This is a genomic window from Congregibacter litoralis KT71, assembly GCF_000153125.2.
GTDB classification, from domain to species: Bacteria; Pseudomonadota; Gammaproteobacteria; order Pseudomonadales; family Halieaceae; genus Congregibacter; species Congregibacter litoralis.
The window spans coordinates 1,656,468-1,672,904 of record NZ_CM002299.1; the positions used below are offsets into that span (position 1 = coordinate 1,656,468).

The 16,437-nt window shown below is 51.3% G+C and carries 17 protein-coding genes and 1 pseudogene; 15 read left to right on the forward strand and 3 right to left on the reverse strand.

The window, feature by feature from the left end:
* Window positions 1-4: 4 nt before the first annotated feature.
* The 14 genes from KT71_RS07620 (at window position 5) to KT71_RS07690 (ending at window position 15,169) form a co-directional block, all read left to right on the forward strand.
* Window positions 5-1,342 carry a TolC family protein gene (locus tag KT71_RS07620; RefSeq protein WP_008296019.1) on the forward strand — a complete coding sequence of 446 codons (1,338 nt, stop codon included), beginning with the start codon at window positions 5-7 and terminating at the stop codon, window positions 1,340-1,342.
* Window positions 1,339-2,940, forward strand: coding sequence for an efflux RND transporter periplasmic adaptor subunit (locus tag KT71_RS07625; RefSeq protein WP_008296018.1), 1,602 nt, complete (start codon window positions 1,339-1,341; stop codon window positions 2,938-2,940). Before KT71_RS07620 ends, KT71_RS07625 begins: the two co-directional genes overlap by 4 nt.
* Window positions 2,937-6,065, forward strand: coding sequence for an efflux RND transporter permease subunit (locus KT71_RS07630; protein ID WP_008296017.1), 3,129 nt, complete (start codon window positions 2,937-2,939; stop codon window positions 6,063-6,065). The genes KT71_RS07625 and KT71_RS07630 overlap by 4 nt, the downstream gene beginning before the upstream one ends.
* 1,145 nt (window positions 6,066-7,210) lie before the next feature.
* Window positions 7,211-7,741, forward strand: coding sequence for a MerR family transcriptional regulator (locus KT71_RS07635; protein WP_023659438.1), 531 nt, complete (start codon window positions 7,211-7,213; stop codon window positions 7,739-7,741).
* Window positions 7,738-8,058: a heavy-metal-associated domain-containing protein gene (locus KT71_RS07640; protein WP_023659439.1), complete on the forward strand. Its 321-nt coding sequence runs from the start codon at window positions 7,738-7,740 to the stop codon at window positions 8,056-8,058. Before KT71_RS07635 ends, KT71_RS07640 begins: the two co-directional genes overlap by 4 nt.
* 23 nt (window positions 8,059-8,081) lie before the next feature.
* Window positions 8,082-10,412 (forward strand): heavy metal translocating P-type ATPase, encoded by a 2,331-nt coding sequence (locus KT71_RS07645; RefSeq protein WP_008296013.1) that lies wholly within the window; start codon window positions 8,082-8,084, stop codon window positions 10,410-10,412.
* A 27-nt stretch (window positions 10,413-10,439) separates the two neighbouring features.
* A complete protein-coding gene (locus KT71_RS07650) occupies window positions 10,440-10,793 on the forward strand; it encodes a cupredoxin domain-containing protein (RefSeq protein WP_008284637.1) in 354 nt (117 codons plus the stop codon).
* A gap of 12 nt (window positions 10,794-10,805) precedes the next feature.
* Complete coding sequence (locus tag KT71_RS07655) at window positions 10,806-11,144, forward strand: P-II family nitrogen regulator (protein WP_008296012.1); 339 nt, start codon at window positions 10,806-10,808, stop codon at window positions 11,142-11,144.
* A gap of 8 nt (window positions 11,145-11,152) precedes the next feature.
* Window positions 11,153-11,437: a DUF2933 domain-containing protein gene (locus KT71_RS20045; protein ID WP_008296011.1), complete on the forward strand. Its 285-nt coding sequence runs from the start codon at window positions 11,153-11,155 to the stop codon at window positions 11,435-11,437.
* A gap of 26 nt (window positions 11,438-11,463) precedes the next feature.
* Entirely contained in the window at window positions 11,464-12,114 is a 651-nt protein-coding gene (locus KT71_RS07665) for a methyltransferase family protein (RefSeq protein ID WP_008296010.1), read from the forward strand.
* Window positions 12,115-12,127: 13 nt separating this feature from the next.
* Window positions 12,128-12,571 (forward strand): hypothetical protein, encoded by a 444-nt coding sequence (locus KT71_RS07670; protein WP_008296009.1) that lies wholly within the window; start codon window positions 12,128-12,130, stop codon window positions 12,569-12,571.
* Between the two features lie 41 nt (window positions 12,572-12,612).
* Window positions 12,613-12,960: a hypothetical protein gene (locus KT71_RS07675; protein WP_008296008.1), complete on the forward strand. Its 348-nt coding sequence runs from the start codon at window positions 12,613-12,615 to the stop codon at window positions 12,958-12,960.
* A gap of 189 nt (window positions 12,961-13,149) precedes the next feature.
* Window positions 13,150-14,502: an APC family permease gene (locus KT71_RS07685; protein ID WP_008284552.1), complete on the forward strand. Its 1,353-nt coding sequence runs from the start codon at window positions 13,150-13,152 to the stop codon at window positions 14,500-14,502.
* A gap of 208 nt (window positions 14,503-14,710) precedes the next feature.
* Window positions 14,711-15,169 carry a hypothetical protein gene (locus tag KT71_RS07690; RefSeq protein WP_008296005.1) on the forward strand — a complete coding sequence of 153 codons (459 nt, stop codon included), beginning with the start codon at window positions 14,711-14,713 and terminating at the stop codon, window positions 15,167-15,169.
* A 10-nt stretch (window positions 15,170-15,179) separates the two neighbouring features.
* Here the strand turns inward: KT71_RS07690 and KT71_RS21220 are convergent, their stop codons facing one another.
* Window positions 15,180-15,314 (reverse strand): hypothetical protein, encoded by a 135-nt coding sequence (locus tag KT71_RS21220; RefSeq protein WP_008284648.1) that lies wholly within the window; start codon window positions 15,312-15,314, stop codon window positions 15,180-15,182.
* On the opposite strand from KT71_RS21220, the pseudogene KT71_RS21055 reads away from it, so the two are divergent.
* Window positions 15,277-15,471, forward strand: a pseudogene (locus KT71_RS21055) (DUF5676 family membrane protein). The gene KT71_RS21220 and the pseudogene KT71_RS21055 sit on opposite strands and share 38 nt — an antisense overlap.
* A gap of 24 nt (window positions 15,472-15,495) precedes the next feature.
* Here KT71_RS21055 and KT71_RS07700 read toward each other — a convergent pair.
* Window positions 15,496-16,077, reverse strand: coding sequence for a c-type cytochrome (locus tag KT71_RS07700; protein WP_008296003.1), 582 nt, complete (start codon window positions 16,075-16,077; stop codon window positions 15,496-15,498).
* 18 nt (window positions 16,078-16,095) lie between these two features.
* Window positions 16,096-16,389 (reverse strand): hypothetical protein, encoded by a 294-nt coding sequence (locus KT71_RS07705; RefSeq protein ID WP_023659441.1) that lies wholly within the window; start codon window positions 16,387-16,389, stop codon window positions 16,096-16,098.
* Between the last annotated feature and the right edge of the window lie 48 nt (window positions 16,390-16,437).

The window sequence follows — 16,437 nt, forward strand, 5'->3', positions numbered from 1 at the left end:
AACGATGAACATTCAATGGGTATTTTTATTGTTTTTGCTGGTGGGGCTTCCTGTATTTGCGCAGAGCCCGGCTAATACGTTGAGTCTGGATGAGGCCATCGCCCATGCCATTGCCACGGATCCCTGGCTGAACGGTAGCCGGCATCGCGAAGACGCTTTGACCAGCGAATCAATTTCAGCATCGACGCTGCCAGACCCCAAGGTCAGCCTGATGGCGGCTAACTTTCCTACCGATAGCTTCGATATCAACCAGGAGCCTATGACGCAGCTCACTGTAGGTGTTAGTCAGATGTTTCCTCGCGGCGATAGTCTGGCGCTGTCCAGCCGTCAGAAACAGGAGTTGGCGGAACAGGAGCCATTGCTCAGGCAGAATCGCCAGGCCAAGGTAGCGGCTACTGTCTCGCAGCTGTGGCTGGAAGCATTCAGGGCCCAGGAGAGCATTCGATTGATTGAGCGGGATCGCTCGCTGTTTGAACATTTGGTAGATGCAACCAAAGCGAGCTATTCGTCGGCACTGGGACGTGCCCGCCAGCAGGATATTATCCGGGCCCAATTGGAGCTTACTCGGTTGGACGATCGTTTGACGGTGCTGCGGCAACAGTCGGAGTCAGCCCAACAGCGTTTATCCGAGTGGGTCGGCGGTCGCGCCCGTCTGCCGTTAGCGCAGCTTGTGCCCAGTCAGTACGGTGATGAGCCGACGTCGGTGGGAGGTCAGCCGGATAGTGATCGTTGGCTCTATGAACAGGTCAATCGGCACCCACTCTTGCTGGCACTTGATCAGCGTATTGATGCAATGGAGACCGGGGTCGAATTAGCGCGCCAGAAATATAAACCTGAGTGGGGTCTTTCCGCCCAATACGGCTATAGGGACGATGATCCCATGGGTCGCGACCGCGCTGATTTGTTCTCTGTCGGTGTGACCTTTGATCTGCCGCTTTTCACCGGCAAGCGACAGGATAAAGACGTCAGTGCGGCCACTTCTCGGGCCGAGGCCTTGAAAACTGACAAGTTACTGATGGCGCGAAAGCTGATGGCGAACCTGGATACGGCCTTGGTTCAGCTACAGCGTCTGAATGATCGTCGCGCGCTCTACGCCGAGCAGTTATTGCCGCAAATGTCAGAGCAGGCCGAAGCTGCCCTGGCCGCCTACAACAACGACGACGGCGACTTTGCCGAAGCGGTGCGCGCCCGCATTGCTGAGTTAAATGCCAAGATCGACTTTTTAACGATCAGGATTGATCGGCTGAAGATGATTGCCGAGTTGAATTACCTCTTGTCCAAAAATGGTTCAGAACCGTTTCCCGCCACCAGCAGTAACCACGCGGAAGGATTAACCCCATGAAGATTCAATTGAATAAATCTTTTTTCATTACAGTTGCCTTGTTGATTGCGACAGCGACCCTTGCTCACTATTCGGCCCTATGGCGTATGAAAGGGACCACGGGCGATGATGACGTTGCAACCGAGAAAAAACCACTCTACTGGGTCGCGCCGATGGATCCCAATTATAAGCGCGATAATCCGGGTAAATCCCCTATGGGGATGGATCTGATACCAGTGTATGAAGACGCGGGCGGCGATCAGGAGATTGGCACAGTCACCATCTCTCCCGATGTGGTCAACAACCTCGGCGTACGTACAGCGCCTGCCACTCGGGGGCAGCTGGACGTCTCTGTCAATACCGTGGGCTATGTGCAATATGATGAAGACCGTCTAGTTCACATTCATCCACGGGTGGAGGGTTGGATTGAAAAACTCCATGTCAAAGCCGCCGGAGATCCGGTCACTCAGGGCGAGCCGCTCTATGCCTTATATTCGCCTACCCTGGTCAATGCTCAGGAAGAACTGTTGCTGGCATTAAAGCGAAAAAACCCAACACTAATCACTGCTGCAATGGAGCGGCTGTCGGCTTTACAGGTGCCGGAATCGGAAATCCACCGACTGAAAAAATCTGGCAAGGTCAGTCAGACCATCACAATCGCGGCCCTGCAATCCGGCGTATTGGACAATCTTATGGTCCGTGAAGGCATGTTTGTGAAACCCGGTATGGAAATGATGGCCATCGGGCAGCTGGAACATATCTGGGTCATAGGAGAAGTGTTCGAGCGTCAGGTCATGAGCGTACGGGAGGGTGATGCAGTGAGCATGTACCTCGATTATCTGCCAGGACGCACGTGGTCTGGCACGGTTGACTATATCTACCCGTCACTGAATACCCAGACTAGAACAGCTCGGGTGCGCGTACGATTCGACAACCCAGACGGCTACCTGCGACCGGGTATGTTTGCGCAAATGACGATAGCGACACAACCCGCTCGGGAGGCGTTGCTCATTCCCCGTGAAGCACTGATTCGCACGGGTAGTCAATCGCGGGTCGTGTTGGCTAAAGGTGACGGGCGCTTTAAATCCATCGCCGTCGAGGTGGGGCGGATTGGCGAGAACCGGGTGGAGATTCTGTCGGGGCTCAACGATGGCGACCAGCTTGTGACTTCCGCGCAATTTTTGATTGATTCCGAATCCAGCAAGACCTCGGATTTTCGTCGCATGAACCACAGCCCGGATGACGATACCCAGCCTGGAACACCGGCATCGGTATCAGTCGGCGCCCGTATTGAAGGCGTCATAGTCGAACACCGAATGCTCAAGCTGGCCCACGACCCCATCGATGCCTGGCAATGGCCGGCCATGACGATGGATTTTACTGTGGACCCCGCGGTGGATCTGGGTGGGCTGAAACCCGGCATGAAGTTGCATGTGGAGATTCAGCGGAACGGGGACAAGCACTACGTGATCAGCCAGATCCATCGACTGGATCAGGTGTCCGAAGATGCGCCCAGGGAGGGGGACGGGCAATCCATGGACAACAGCCAGCATCAGGGTATGAGCCATGATGCGATGGATATGGATCAAGGCCAGCGCAAAGGGGAGGACAAGCCATGATTGAAGGTATTATCCGCTGGTCTGTCCAAAACCGCTTTTTTGTGCTGCTGGCCACCCTGATTCTGGTAGGGGTCGGAGGTTGGTCCCTGAAAAACACGCCGGTAGATGCCATTCCCGATTTGTCGGACGTGCAGGTGATTATCAAAACCAGTTATCCGGGGCAGGCGCCGCAGGTGGTGGAAGATCAGGTCACCTATCCGCTGACTACTGCCATGTTGTCAGTACCGGGTGCGGTCACCGTACGCGGCTACTCGTTTTTTGGCGACTCCTATGTCTATGTCATTTTTGATGAAGATACCGATGCTTACTGGGCCCGCTCGCGGGTATTGGAATACCTGTCGCAGGTGGCGCCGACGCTGCCACCCAGTGCCAGACCACAATTGGGACCGGATGCGACTGGCGTGGGATGGGTTTATCTCTACGCGTTGGTAGATAGAACTGGTCAGCACGACATCAGTCAGTTGCGCAGCCTGCAGGATTGGTTTTTGAAATACGAACTGCAAACGGTGCCGGGGGTGTCAGAAGTCTCTGCGCTTGGCGGTATGGTCAAACAGTATCAGGTCAAAGTAAATCCGGACAAGCTTCGTGCTTTTAATATTCCTCTCTCTCATATCCAGATGGCCATCCAACGTGGTAATCAGGAAGTTGGTGCTTCTGTTGTGGAGATGAGTGAAGCGGAATATATGGTGCGTGCCAGTGGCTATATCCAGGGTATTGACGATCTGAGAACCATTCCTCTGGGTTTGGATATGAATGGCACACCGCTGTTATTAAAGGATGTGGCCGATATTGAACTGGGTCCGCAAATGCGCCGTGGTATTGCTGAACTTAATGGTGAGGGAGAAGTGGTAGGTGGGATTGTCGTCATGCGCTTTGGCGAGAATGCCCAGAAAACCATTGATGGCGTCAAAGCAAAGTTGGAAAAACTCAAGGTGGGTTTGCCGGAAGGCGTAGAAATTGTCACGGTTTACGACCGATCTCGATTGATCTCTAGCGCCATTGACAGTTTATGGAAAAGTCTGGTTGAAGAGCTTGCTATCGTCGCGTTGATCTGTGTCATTTTCTTATTTCATGTCAGGTCATCACTGGTGGCAGTCGTTAGCCTGCCGCTGGGAATCCTGACGGCCTTTATTGTGATGTACTGGCAAGGCATTAATGCAAACATTATGTCCCTTGGAGGAATCGCGATTGCCATCGGTGCCATGATAGATGGTGCGATTGTGATGATTGAAAATATGCATAAGCATATGGAACGTACGCCGTTGACGCCAGAGAACCGTTGGAAAGTGGTGGCAGAGTCTGCCAGCGAAGTCGGCCCGGCATTGTTTTTCAGTCTGCTGATTATCACCGTCAGCTTTGTGCCGGTATTTACCCTGGAGGCTCAGGAAGGCCGAATGTTTAGTCCCCTAGCCTTCACTAAAACCTATGCCATGGCCGCCAGCGCCGCGTTGGCAGTGACAGTGGTGCCGGTGTTGATGGGGTATTTTATCAGGGGCAAGGTGGTCGCCGAGAGAAAAAACCCCATCAATAGGTTGCTGATTGCAGGCTATATGCCGCTGCTCAAGGGTGTTTTGCGCTTTCCAAAAATCACACTCGCCATGGCTGGCGTTGTGTTTCTTGTTGGGATCTGGCCGCTTAACAAGATTGGCAGCGAATTCATACCCGATCTGGATGAAGGCGACCTGATGTACATGCCCACTACCTATCCGGGCCTGTCCATCGGCAAGGCGCGGGAAATCCTGCAACAGACTGACAAGCTGATTGCCACAGTTCCGGAAGTAGAAACCGTATTTGGCAAAATTGGACGGGCTGAAACTGCTACAGATCCGGCGCCGCTAACCATGATTGAAACCTTTATTCAGTTGAAACCCAGAGAGGCGTGGCGCGATGGCATGACCACCGACAAACTCAAGAAGGAGCTTGATGCGCTGGTGAAGTTTCCCGGCTTGACCAATGCCTGGGTGATGCCCATCAAAACCCGCATCGACATGCTGGCTACCGGTATAAAAACCCCGGTGGGTATTAAGGTGGCTGGCCCCGACCTCAAGGAGATCGAAAAAATCGGCAAGCGTTTGGAGCAGGTGCTCAAAGATGTACCTGGCACAGCCTCAGTATATTCCGAGCGAGTAGCGGGTGGCCGTTATATCAAGGTGGATATTCAGCGAGAAAAAGCCGCACGCTATGGCCTCAATATCGCCGATGTGCAGCTAGTGGTTGCCACCGCTATAGGCGGTATGAACGTAGCGCAGACTATCGAAGGGCTGGAACGTTACCCCGTCAACCTGCGTTACCCACAAGATTATCGCAACTCTCCCGAGCAGTTAGCTCTGCTGCCTATTGTCACGACCAGTGGTCAGCGCATTGCATTGGGGGATGTTGCTCGTGTTTATGTTGAAGACGGGCCGCCTGCCATCAAGAGTGAAAACGCCCGTCTTAATGGTTGGACCTTTGTCGATATCGACGGAGTGGATGTCGGCAGTTATGTGGAAGACGCTATGAAAGTGGTGGCCGATCAGGTCGAACTACCAACAAGCTACTCCCTGAATTGGTCGGGACAGTATGAATACATGTTGCGGGCCAAAGAGAAGCTCTCCTACGTGGTGCCTCTGACTCTGGCAATTATCATCGTGCTGCTCTATTTAAATTTCCGCAGTGTTGCCGAGGTCGCCATCATTATGGGCACCTTACCACTGGCAATGATTGGGTCCATCTGGTTGATGTATTTGCTTGGTTACAACTTTTCCGTTGCTGTGGGTGTGGGTTTTATCGCGTTGGCGGGCGTGGCGGTAGAAATTGGCGTCATTATGCTGGTCTATCTCAACCAGGCACATACGCTTTTCTTGCTTCAGTGTGAGGAGCGGGGCATCACACCGAGTATGAAAGGATTACGGGAAGCTGTTCTTCACGGTGCAGGCTTACGTGTTAGACCGGTGATGATGACGACAGTCTCTACTATTGTCGGCTTACTGCCGATCATGTTCAGTACCGGTACAGGGGCGGAAGTGGTCAGCAGAATTGCTGCACCTATGGTGGGGGGCATGCTCAGTGCTTTGGTATTGACATTGTTGGTATTGCCGGCGGTTTATTTGCTTTGGAAGCAGAGCAAGGGTAATGACGGAACTTAATCAATGAACCTGGCGTACCCGATTATAAAGTTCGGGTGCGCCGTTCTGAATTCTAACCCTATATTCTTGGCCTCTCCGTTGGTTCTGGTTGTGGAACCGATGAGAAACACATCGGTGTCAAACATTTGATTCAGATCAAGAACTGGCAATATCAGATCTGCTAGATTAAAACGGTCAATAAAGGGGGGGGGCGATATGGTTCATTATCTGGGTATTGTGCTGGTCATTTGGGGGTTGCTTGCGCAACCACTGATGGCTGCATTACCCGGAGATATACAGGTTCACTCTCCAGTATCAGCAAGTGCGCCCAATATTGGCGCGATCGCCTCAGTATCGGATCTGGACCATACGCTCCCAGTCCCAGCGGCCACTTCCAATCCTCTCAACCCGAATGAGTATGGTAAACAGGCGGCAGGGCATAGCCTCACTGCTTCGACAATGCCCTGTCACCAAATTGCCGACAGTAGTGATTTGTCCAAACCCTGCGGTAAGTGCTTAACCGGTCATTGTGACTCAGGCTGTCTATCGGCCAGTCATTGTGCGCCAACCTGTTCAGCCTCGGGAACAGTTGGGGCTGTCGGTTCATTTTATAAAAATACTATGAATCATGCCGCCTGCGATGTGTTCAATACCCCGCCGGAACCACTGTTGGCGCGGCTCCCCTCACGTATTTTTCATCCTCCCAAAACGGCCTGATCAGGCCGGTAATCCCGCTGGTATAACAACTGCGATACCTGTTTCGTGAATGGTTCCGCCTTTGCGGATCCTGGTTCCTGAACCTTTGAAATCCCTGCTGGCGGTTCTCCCGCTTTGTGCTGGGAGCAACGCATGTTCCGACTAGCCAGGGTAAACAGGATTACACATCCATTACAGCAATGTAATACACGGGTCATCTTAAGGTCAGAAACGCCGCTCTACTATGACAATGGATAAGTCCAGGTGCAGCTTGGGAGTTGTGTACGGGTCGATTCAATGCAGAAACGCCGCGACAGGATATCTGGCCAATATTAACGGTTGACGGCGTACAGGCTACAGATCGAGGTGCGTGTAATAGTGAGTACGAGAGGCCTGATACCTGTTAATGAAAATTGCTTGACCTGTGTCTTGGACACAGGTGTAAGGTGACAAAAAGCCGGACAAATTCTTTGGATTTTCTCTCGGGTTTAGAACTGATGATTAACTCATATCAAGGCAAGGAACAGATCTTCGGGGTTAATCTGAATCCTGCGATAGTCAGACTGAGCTGCGAGGAGGGCTGTGTGAAAGTTATCGAAATGGCCAGGCGTTTAGGGGTTACGGCCGATACCGTGCGGTTTTATACCCGGATCAAGATTCTGAAACCGGGTAAGAACAAAGCCAATGGATATCGGGAATACAGCGAAAAGGATTACAACCGCTTGCGATTCGTGCTGAGTGCACGGCAACTGGGCTTTTCCGTTGAGGATATTCAGGAAATTTTGAACCACGCGGATAAGAAGAAATCGCCTTGCCCGACGGTGCGCCGCCTGATTGATCAGCGCCTGCATGAAACCGAGCGACAGCTTAGGGAAACGTTGAAATTGCGGGATCGCATGCAACAGGCTGTGTTGGAGTGGAGTCAAAAGCCGGATAAGGCGCCAACGGGCCATATGCTTTGCCATCTGATCGAAGAATTCACTGCGGAGGAAAGGTTATGAATACACACAAAACGCCAAGTGCGAATCTACACCGAGGTGGTTGTTGCTGCGCCGGCAAATCATCCGTTTCTGCTGAAGCCCGTGATATCCGCAGCGTTAGCGATACGTCTCTTCCTCTTCATCGTTTACAGGTTCAGGGTGCCAGCTGCGGTGGTTGCGTGAAAAGTATCGAGCAGACGTTGAAATCCGTTGCAGGGGTTAGCGAAGTGTCGATGGACCTGGTAACGGGCATCGCTTCAGTCATTGGTGTGGTTGAACCAAAAAACCTTACCGATGCGTTGGATCGTGTGGGTTTTCCCGCAACGCTCATTCGCTAGTTGCTGTCAAGTAAACCAGGAGTATGGATATGAGTTCAACAAACACGGAATCTGGCAATCCATCCTGTCATGAAGGTACGGAAACTGGCCAGCATCACCACCATCATGTTCATGGCGGCAGCGCAGTAAGCCAGGAATTGATGATCGAAGGCGCTGGTTGTGCCAGCTGTGTGGGAAAAATCGAATCCGCCCTAAAAGCGATACCGGGTGTGGAAAACGCGGAAATGAATTTCGCTCAGCGAACCGTCAGCGTGTTGGGTTCGGCGCCTGCCGAGCAATTGATAAAAGCCGTTGAGGGCGCTGGTTATAACGCCAAAATCAGCCTTGCTGACAATGAAGACGATGCATTGGCGGAAAAAGAAAAAGCTGATTGGGCTTACTACAAACGACTGATGCGGGAAATGACCATCGCCCTCAGCCTGGGCGTGCCGCTGATGATTTACAGCATCGTAGTCGGCGAAATGACGGTAACAAGCACTGGTGAGCGCATTGCCTGGTTGGCTGTTGGATTACTGACGCTTGGGGTGATGGTGTTCTCCGGCAAACACTTTTATGTCGGTGCCTGGCAATCCTTTAAAAATCACTCGGCCAATATGGATACCTTGATTGCTTTAGGCACAGGTACGGCGTGGGTGTATTCGATGGTGGTGGTGTTTGTTCCTCACTTGGTGCCGGAAATGGCGCGCCATGTTTATTTCGAGGCGACCGCGATGATTATTGGTTTAATCGATCTCGGTCTTGCCCTGGAATTGAAAGCCCGCGGTCGTACCTCTGAGGCTATTAAGCGCCTGATTGGATTGCAGGCGAAAACGGCGCGGGTTATTCGCGATGACAAAGAACTGGATATCGCTATCGAACAGGTTCTACTGAACGATGTGGTCCGCGTGCGCCCAGGTGAAAAAATTCCCGTCGATGGTGAAGTGGTTGAAGGGCATACGGCGATTGACGAATCCATGCTCACCGGCGAGCCGATGCCGGTTGAAAAAGCCACTGGGAATACCGTAGCGGCGGGCACCATCAATAAATCCGGCTCAATTCTGTTTAAAGCTACCCGCGTTGGTAAAGACACGGCGCTGGCGCAAATCATCAATATGGTCAAGCGCGCACAAAACTCCAAGCCGCCGATTGGTCGTTTGGCTGATGTCATCTCGGCGTATTTTGTACCGGTGGTGATGATTATTGCTGTGGTGAGTGCCTTGACCTGGCTTAATTTTGGACCGGAACCGGCGGTGGCATTTGCCATAGTATCGGCCACGACTGTATTGATTATCGCCTGTCCCTGTGCGCTGGGGCTGGCCACGCCGATGTCGGTGATGGTGGGTGTGGGTAAGGCCGCAGAGGCGGGCGTGCTGATTCGCAACGGTGAAGCCCTGCAAACCGCGTCGAAGATAACGGCGATGATTCTGGATAAAACCGGCACCATTACCTTGGGTGCACCGAAGGTCACCGATGTACTGGTGGCGGGTGAGTATGATGAGCAGGCGGTGTTGCGATTGGCAGCAACGCTTGAATCCGGCTCTGAGCATCCGTTGGCCATGGCTATTGTTGAAAGTGCTCAGGAAAGGGGGATCGAAACCGGCAAAGTCTCCAACTTTAACGCCATTGCTGGCCACGGCGTGCAGGCGGAAGTAGACGGTAAAACGCTGTTGTTTGGCAATGAAAAACTCATGCGCGAGCGCACCATTGAGCTCGGTGATTTTGTTGAAATGGCCCAGGCGCTGGCCGCCGAGGCTAAAACGCCGATGTATTTCGCCGTTGATAATAAGCTCGCAGCGATTATCGCAGTAGCCGATCCGATTAAGGAAGACTCCATCGCTGCCATCAAGCGCCTGCAGCATAACGGCATCCGGGTGGTGATGCTCACCGGCGATAACCGTGCCACGGCCAAAGCGGTAGCGAAAAAAGCCGGTATCAAGGAATTTTTCGCCGAAGTGCTGCCGGAAGAAAAATCCAAAAAGGTGCAGGAACTGCAGATGGAAGGCGAAGTGGTGGGCATGACCGGGGACGGCATTAACGATGCGCCGGCCCTGGCTATCGCCAATGTCGGTTTTGCTATCGGCACCGGTACGGATGTGGCCATTGAGAGTGCCGACATAACACTGATGCGGGGTTCGTTACATGGCCTGGCGGATGCCATTGCCGTCAGCAAGGCTACGTTGCGCAATATCAAACAAAATTTATTTGGCGCCTTTATTTACAACGTGGCCGGTGTACCGTTTGCGGCTGGCGTGTTGTATCCATTTTTCGGTTTGCTGTTAAGTCCGGTGATTGCCGGTGCGGCGATGGCGTTTTCATCGCTGACAGTTGTAACCAATGCTAATAGGCTGCGCTTCTTTAAAGCGCAGGAGCACTAATGAGAATGTCGGGATGAGGGCGTTGCGATGATGATTATTAATATTGCGGGTTTAGCGCTGATTGCACTGATTGTGTGGTGGTTCTGGCTCTACAAGCCGAAAGAAGCCGAGCTGGGTGAAAACGATCTGGTGATAACTGTGGAAAACGGTACCTATTCGCCTTCGCGCATTAAGGTGCCAGCTGGAGCACCATTTGAAATTAAATTTATGCGCAAAGATCAATCACCCTGTTCTGAGACTTTATTGATCCCCGAACTGCAAATCAGCGACACTTTGCCGTTGAATAAACTGAAGACCATTCAGCTGCCAGCAATGTCATCCGGCGAGTATGCGTTTCATTGTCAGATGCAGATGTACCGTGGACAAATCACGGTGAAATAAGCAGGAGGCCCAATGAACATCAACAAAGTCATGGCCATTTTTGACGAGTTTCGCCTGAAAAACGTGGAAGAAACTTTGATTCGACATGGGGTGAAGGGGTTTACCTTGCATCCAGTTCGTGGGCGTGGTCATTACTTTGACAGTTTTAACGAAAACCATTTGATCAAGCATATTCAAATGGAAGTTTACGCCAAGGCGGAGCAGGCCAAGGAAATCGCACGGTTGATTGTGGATGCGGCGCATGCCAATGCCGATAGCGAAGGGCTGGTCTGCATTGTGCCGGTTAACGATCTGCTATGGATACACGATAAACGCGGCGCAATAGACAACGATTTTCAATTACACAGGTGAGGTGTGACATGGCGACTCAAAAAACATCATTCTGGTTAACACCCAAAGGACTGGCGGCACTGGGACTTATCGGCGCGGTCACCTATTTTCTGCTCGTCGAGCACCGGCAACACGTCTGGCAGTTTCTGCCGTTCCTGATTTTCCTTGCCTGCCCCTTTATGCATCTGTTTATGCACGGCGGACACGGTGGTCATGGTAGCCATGATCAGCATGAGGGCGAGTCCGATCAGGATGCCTATCAGCGGGGGCTGGAGGAAGGCCGTCGGGAAAACGAACACCGTCATCACCATTAATCCAACAATATTACAGGAGAAGAAGCATGCACGGTGAATCCGCTTACGGCCTCTGGACGCTGGTGATACTTAATTCGGCGATATTTATTTTCTTTGCCTTCAGCTTTACCAAGCCGCAAACCAAAACTGACTGGCGAAGCTTTGGCGCTTTCTCGGCGTTTATTATTGCCCTATTTACCGAGATGTATGGCTTTCCATTAACCATTTATTTTCTCTCCGGCTGGTTGGCGGAAAAATATCCTGGTATTGATTTTCTGTCCCACGAAAACGGCCATCTTCTGCATACCCTTTTCGGTTTTGAAGGCAACCCTCATTTTGATCCGCTGCATATCGCCAGTAATGTCCTGATCATTTTGGGTTTCTTTTTGCTGGCCTCGGCGTGGAGTGTTCTGCACAAGGCGCAGCAGACCCGTTCGCTAGCGACTACCGGCTGGTATGCCCGTTGCCGCCACCCGCAGTACATCGCATTTATCCTGATCATGTTTGGATTTCTGTTGCAGTGGCCGACGATCCTTACCGTGATTATGTTTCCGGTTCTGGTAGTGGTTTACGTGCGACTCGCTAAGCGTGAGGAGCGCATGGCATTGAAGGAATTCGGTGATGACTATCGCCGCTATATGGAAGTCACGCCGGCATGGATTCCGAAATTTAACGTCGATAAAACTGTTTCCAACTGATGAGGGTACTCCGATGAAAAAACTAATCTCCAATTTGGTAATAGCCGCCGCGATTTCTTCGCCCGTCTTTGCGGAAAAAGGGCACGAACATGGCGACAGTAAAGATCAGCCGATGGGCGGAATGATGATGGGCCATGAGCAAATGATGGCTATGCATGAGCACATGCAAAAGATGCACGACATGATGGGAAAAATCAAAGCCGAAACCGATCCGGAAAAACGCCAGCAACTGATGCAGGAACATATGCGAGTGATGCAGGAGGGCATGCGATTAATGGGTGATGGCATGGGAATGGACATGAACAAAGATGAGTCATCAAAAATGGACGACATGGATATGATAAAGCGCATGGACATGATGGAAGAACGAATGGGCATGATGCAGATGATGATGGGGCAAATGATGGATCATGAGTCTGAATCCCAAAAAACACCTGTCCACAAACACAAAAAATAGATGGGTTGCTTACTCAACCTGTCGATTGGAGGAAAAACACTATGAATGAGCATCGATCGGGTATCAATCCAGGTTTTTTAACCAAGCATACCTTGAGCGTGTGCGGGATCAATGAAAACAATACCAAAGCGATTGTTGAGGAAATTGATGAGCTTCCCTGTGTTGACAGCGTTCAGTTCGATGCACGTAGAAAAACCTTAAAAATCGCCTACGACGCTTCTCATCACAATATCGATGAAATGATCGCCATTGTCGAAAAGCATGGTGCGGCAATAAAAGACAGCTGGTGGCCCCGAACCAGGCTGAGTTGGCAACGGCAGACCGATGAGAATATCAGGGATAACGCTAAACATGAGGCGCACTGCTGCAACAAGATGCCGCCTCATTAGATGAAAGAGAAAATGAGCAACAAAGAACATCGATTAGGTGTCTCGGAAATTAATCTGGTGAGGGGCCAATTGACGTTGGAACCTGTCGATATGACTAGCAGTCTGTTGAGAAATGCAGTTTTAAGCATCCTGTATACCTTGCAACGAATGCCCAGGAAGAGGGCTGACCATTATATTAAGGGGGCATGAATGGAGGAAAAAGACGATCGTTCGACACATTATGACGAGGGTAGCCTCTCTCTGTCAGGTACGGTGATGCTCGGGACTGGGGTGATGATCGGCGCAGGAATATTTGCGCTAACCGGGCAAATGGCAGAGATGACTGGTGCATTATTCCCATTGGCATTCCTCGCGGCCGCGATCATCGTTGGTTTCAGTGCTTACTCATACATCAAAATATCCAATGCCTACCCATCAGCAGGGGGGATCGGCATGTATCTGCATAAGGCCTATGGCGACCGGTTGCCCACTGCGTTTAATGCACTACTTATGTATTTTTCGATGGTCATCGCGCAGAGTTTTCTAGCGCGTACGTTCGGTTCTTACACCATGCAATTATTTGGCGGTGACCCTTCAGGGCAAATGACTCCTATACTCGGCGTCTCCCTAATTCTGGCGGCGTTCATTGTGAACCTGTTGGGTAATCGGTTGATTCAAGGGGTTGCAGGGTTTATCGGCCTACTGAAAATTGGTGGAATTCTAATCTTTGGTCTCGTCGGCATCTGGTTAGCTGATAGCCTGGCAGTGGACTTTGACCATGTAAGCGAGACCGGTTCAGCCAGTAATTTCCTCGGCGCCACAGCGCTGGGGATTCTGGCATTCAAAGGCTTTACCACTATTACCAATAGTGGTTCCGAGGTGATCGATCCACACCGCAATGTTGGTCGCGCCATTGTTATTTCGATTGCTGCCTGTGTCGTTATCTATACATTGGTTGGTTTTGCGGTGGCCAGTAACCTCTCACTCAGGGAGATTATTCAAACTCGAGATTATTCCCTGGCTGCGGCCGCTCGACCTGCACTCGGTGAGTACGGCGTGTGGTTCACCGTTGCGATTGCCATGCTGGCGACGGCGGGAGGGATTCTTGCCAGTATTTTTGCGGTCTCCAGAATGCTGGCGATGCTAACGGAAATGAAGTTGGTGCCCCATAGCCATTTCGGTATGCCGGGTAGCATTCAGAAACATACATTGGTGTACACCGTGGTTCTTGGACTTGTGCTCACCGCGTTCTTTGATCTTTCCCGTATAGCAGCACTTGGCATCATATTCTATCTGGTGATGGATATCGCCATTCACTGGGGTGTTCTGCGCTACTTGTTGGACGATGTTAAAGCCAAAAGCTGGGTCCCCGTTACCGCGATTATATTAGATTCGCTTGCACTAAGCGGGTTCGTTTGGGTGAAGTTGAATTCAGATCCATTTGTGTTGGGTGTGGCCGTTGTCACAATGATGCTAATCGCGATCGGAGAGCAACTATTCCTTGGATCTGAAAAACGAAAGCAAGCTGTGTCCCAAAGTCAGGCGCATGAACATCATCATTAAAAATCATGTGGAGGAAGCCTGCCAGGCACAGAACGGGACTCTAGTGGTTAACTTTTGTTGTTTGGAGAATGGTAATGGATCAAGTTAGCACACTTAAAGCGATCTATATGGGCATCGACACCCACCAGGAACTGGTGGTGTGTATGCGCAGCTATCGTGACTTTTTGAGACTCTAATCGATGAGTCAATCCACAACTGAGAAAAAATTATGCAAATTGAAACCTTAAAAGATGTGCTGCACTGGACCCGGGAATTTCACCAACATCTCAGTCAGTGCTTATCCCATTGCGCAGACAAGAATACGGATGAACGGGCCCGGATGATTCTTGCTTACCTGTCCGATCACGAAAAAAGTCTCACAAAAGTTGTCAATGGCTTCGAAACCTCGGGCGATGAACATGCGCTGAACACCTGGTGTATGGAATATGTGGCAAAGCATCCTATCGTCCGACATGCACATTGCGACGCGCCTTTTGCCGAGCTTGATGCCGCGCAAATCATGGAGGTGATTGTCGATCAGCATCAGCAGGTGATTGAGCTGTATCGCTATCTCGCCTCAAGGGCGGATATCCCCTCTGCCAAGGAGTTGATAGAATCACTCCGGTCGCTGGAGGAACACGAAATGATGCGTATGGTGCAGTCTGCCAACCGGTTCGGGGATATGTAGAGACACTAATTTATTGCAGATACACCACCATAAACGGAGGAATAGTCATGACACTTAATGCGTTCAAATTCGGGATAGCCAGCGCGATTACCGCGGCGATACTGTGGCTGGCTTGCAGCCTGTTGGTGATGTTAATGCCCGCCATGATGTTATCCATGTCTGGGGAAATGGTGCATATGTAACTGAATGAGATGGGTTGGCATTTGACATTCACTGGCGTTGTTGTGGGACTGGTGGCTTGGTCAGTGTCAGCGGGTATCGCCGGGTGGTTGCTGGCGGCTATTTACAACCGCTTGCAGTAAGCCGAAGGATTATGAGGTGCCATATCAGTGACCATGCCCTTCCGAGTCTTGCCCACGTGCGGTGAGTATCTGGTATTGGTCGGGAGACAGTTCCGGCAACTGCTTCAGGAACGCCACCATGTTCCAGATACGTTCATCGTCATGCCCCGGTCCCCAGGCGGGCATGCCCGAGGCCTTGATGCCATGTTTAACAATCCAGAATTGTCGTTTACTGGCCTCGTCGTCATTTTCGGTGTTACCGGTATGATCGTGTCCATGTTCATCACCCGCTAGAGTTAGGTTGGGTGGTGTGGGATATAACCCCAGGGTGAAATCACTTTCGGTTTTGCCCGGCTTCAAATGGCACCCTACACACATATCATTGTAGTCGGCGCCACCCGCCAGTAACCGCTCCGGTGCGTTTAGGTCGCCAGGAACCTTAATGTCACTGGCAGCACGTGCAACTGAACGCTCACGCAAGGTTTCCAGTAGCCAGTAGGTCAGCCGATTGTGTGGTACATCGGCTCCCATGGGATAGAGGCCCGAATAGAGAAACAGCCCGCCGCCCACCAACGCGATGACAGTGGTAATGACCAGACTCTTGATATACGTGGTGAACGCCGACATGAAAACTCCTTGGGTTGATCAGTGTTGGTGTTCTGAATGTTGCTCGCCTGAGCTTTTTTCGTTGTCCTGATGATCAGCCTGCGCTTGATCCTTTTCAGAGTCGTTATGATGCATGTCATTCATGCATTGTTTCATCATGGCTTGCATTACCGGGTCATTCATATCCATCTTGCTGTGATCCATGTTTTTCATGGCTGCACAATCCGGCTTTTCAGCGTCTTTCATATGCTCTTTAGGATCATGGGCCTGTGCAGATAAAGCGATGCCCAGTGTGGAGAGCACGATGACAGTGGCTAGTGTTTTCATATTCATAAAGGTGTTCCTCATAGGTGTTTGAAAAGTTTCCGTATCAACTTGGTT

What these genes read in the sequence shown, in the direction of transcription:
- KT71_RS07620 (WP_008296019.1), top strand. Translation starts at nt 5, where the DNA reads ATGAACATTCAATGGGTATTTTTATTGTTTTTGCTGGTGGGGCTTCCT.
- KT71_RS07625 (WP_008296018.1), top strand. Translation starts at nt 1,339, where the DNA reads ATGAAGATTCAATTGAATAAATCTTTTTTCATTACAGTTGCCTTGTTG.
- KT71_RS07630 (WP_008296017.1), top strand. Translation starts at nt 2,937, where the DNA reads ATGATTGAAGGTATTATCCGCTGGTCTGTCCAAAACCGCTTTTTTGTG.
- KT71_RS07640 (WP_023659439.1), top strand. Translation starts at nt 7,738, where the DNA reads ATGAATACACACAAAACGCCAAGTGCGAATCTACACCGAGGTGGTTGT.
- KT71_RS07645 (WP_008296013.1), top strand. Translation starts at nt 8,082, where the DNA reads ATGGATATGAGTTCAACAAACACGGAATCTGGCAATCCATCCTGTCAT.
- KT71_RS07650 (WP_008284637.1), top strand. Translation starts at nt 10,440, where the DNA reads ATGATGATTATTAATATTGCGGGTTTAGCGCTGATTGCACTGATTGTG.
- KT71_RS07655 (WP_008296012.1), top strand. Translation starts at nt 10,806, where the DNA reads ATGAACATCAACAAAGTCATGGCCATTTTTGACGAGTTTCGCCTGAAA.
- KT71_RS20045 (WP_008296011.1), top strand. Translation starts at nt 11,153, where the DNA reads ATGGCGACTCAAAAAACATCATTCTGGTTAACACCCAAAGGACTGGCG.
- KT71_RS07665 (WP_008296010.1), top strand. Translation starts at nt 11,464, where the DNA reads ATGCACGGTGAATCCGCTTACGGCCTCTGGACGCTGGTGATACTTAAT.
- KT71_RS07670 (WP_008296009.1), top strand. Translation starts at nt 12,128, where the DNA reads ATGAAAAAACTAATCTCCAATTTGGTAATAGCCGCCGCGATTTCTTCG.
- KT71_RS07675 (WP_008296008.1), top strand. Translation starts at nt 12,613, where the DNA reads ATGAATGAGCATCGATCGGGTATCAATCCAGGTTTTTTAACCAAGCAT.
- KT71_RS07685 (WP_008284552.1), top strand. Translation starts at nt 13,150, where the DNA reads ATGGAGGAAAAAGACGATCGTTCGACACATTATGACGAGGGTAGCCTC.
- KT71_RS07690 (WP_008296005.1), top strand. Translation starts at nt 14,711, where the DNA reads ATGCAAATTGAAACCTTAAAAGATGTGCTGCACTGGACCCGGGAATTT.
- KT71_RS21220 (WP_008284648.1), bottom strand. Translation starts at nt 15,314, where the DNA reads ATGGCGGGCATTAACATCACCAACAGGCTGCAAGCCAGCCACAGTATC.
- KT71_RS07700 (WP_008296003.1), bottom strand. Translation starts at nt 16,077, where the DNA reads ATGTCGGCGTTCACCACGTATATCAAGAGTCTGGTCATTACCACTGTC.
- KT71_RS07705 (WP_023659441.1), bottom strand. Translation starts at nt 16,389, where the DNA reads ATGAATATGAAAACACTAGCCACTGTCATCGTGCTCTCCACACTGGGC.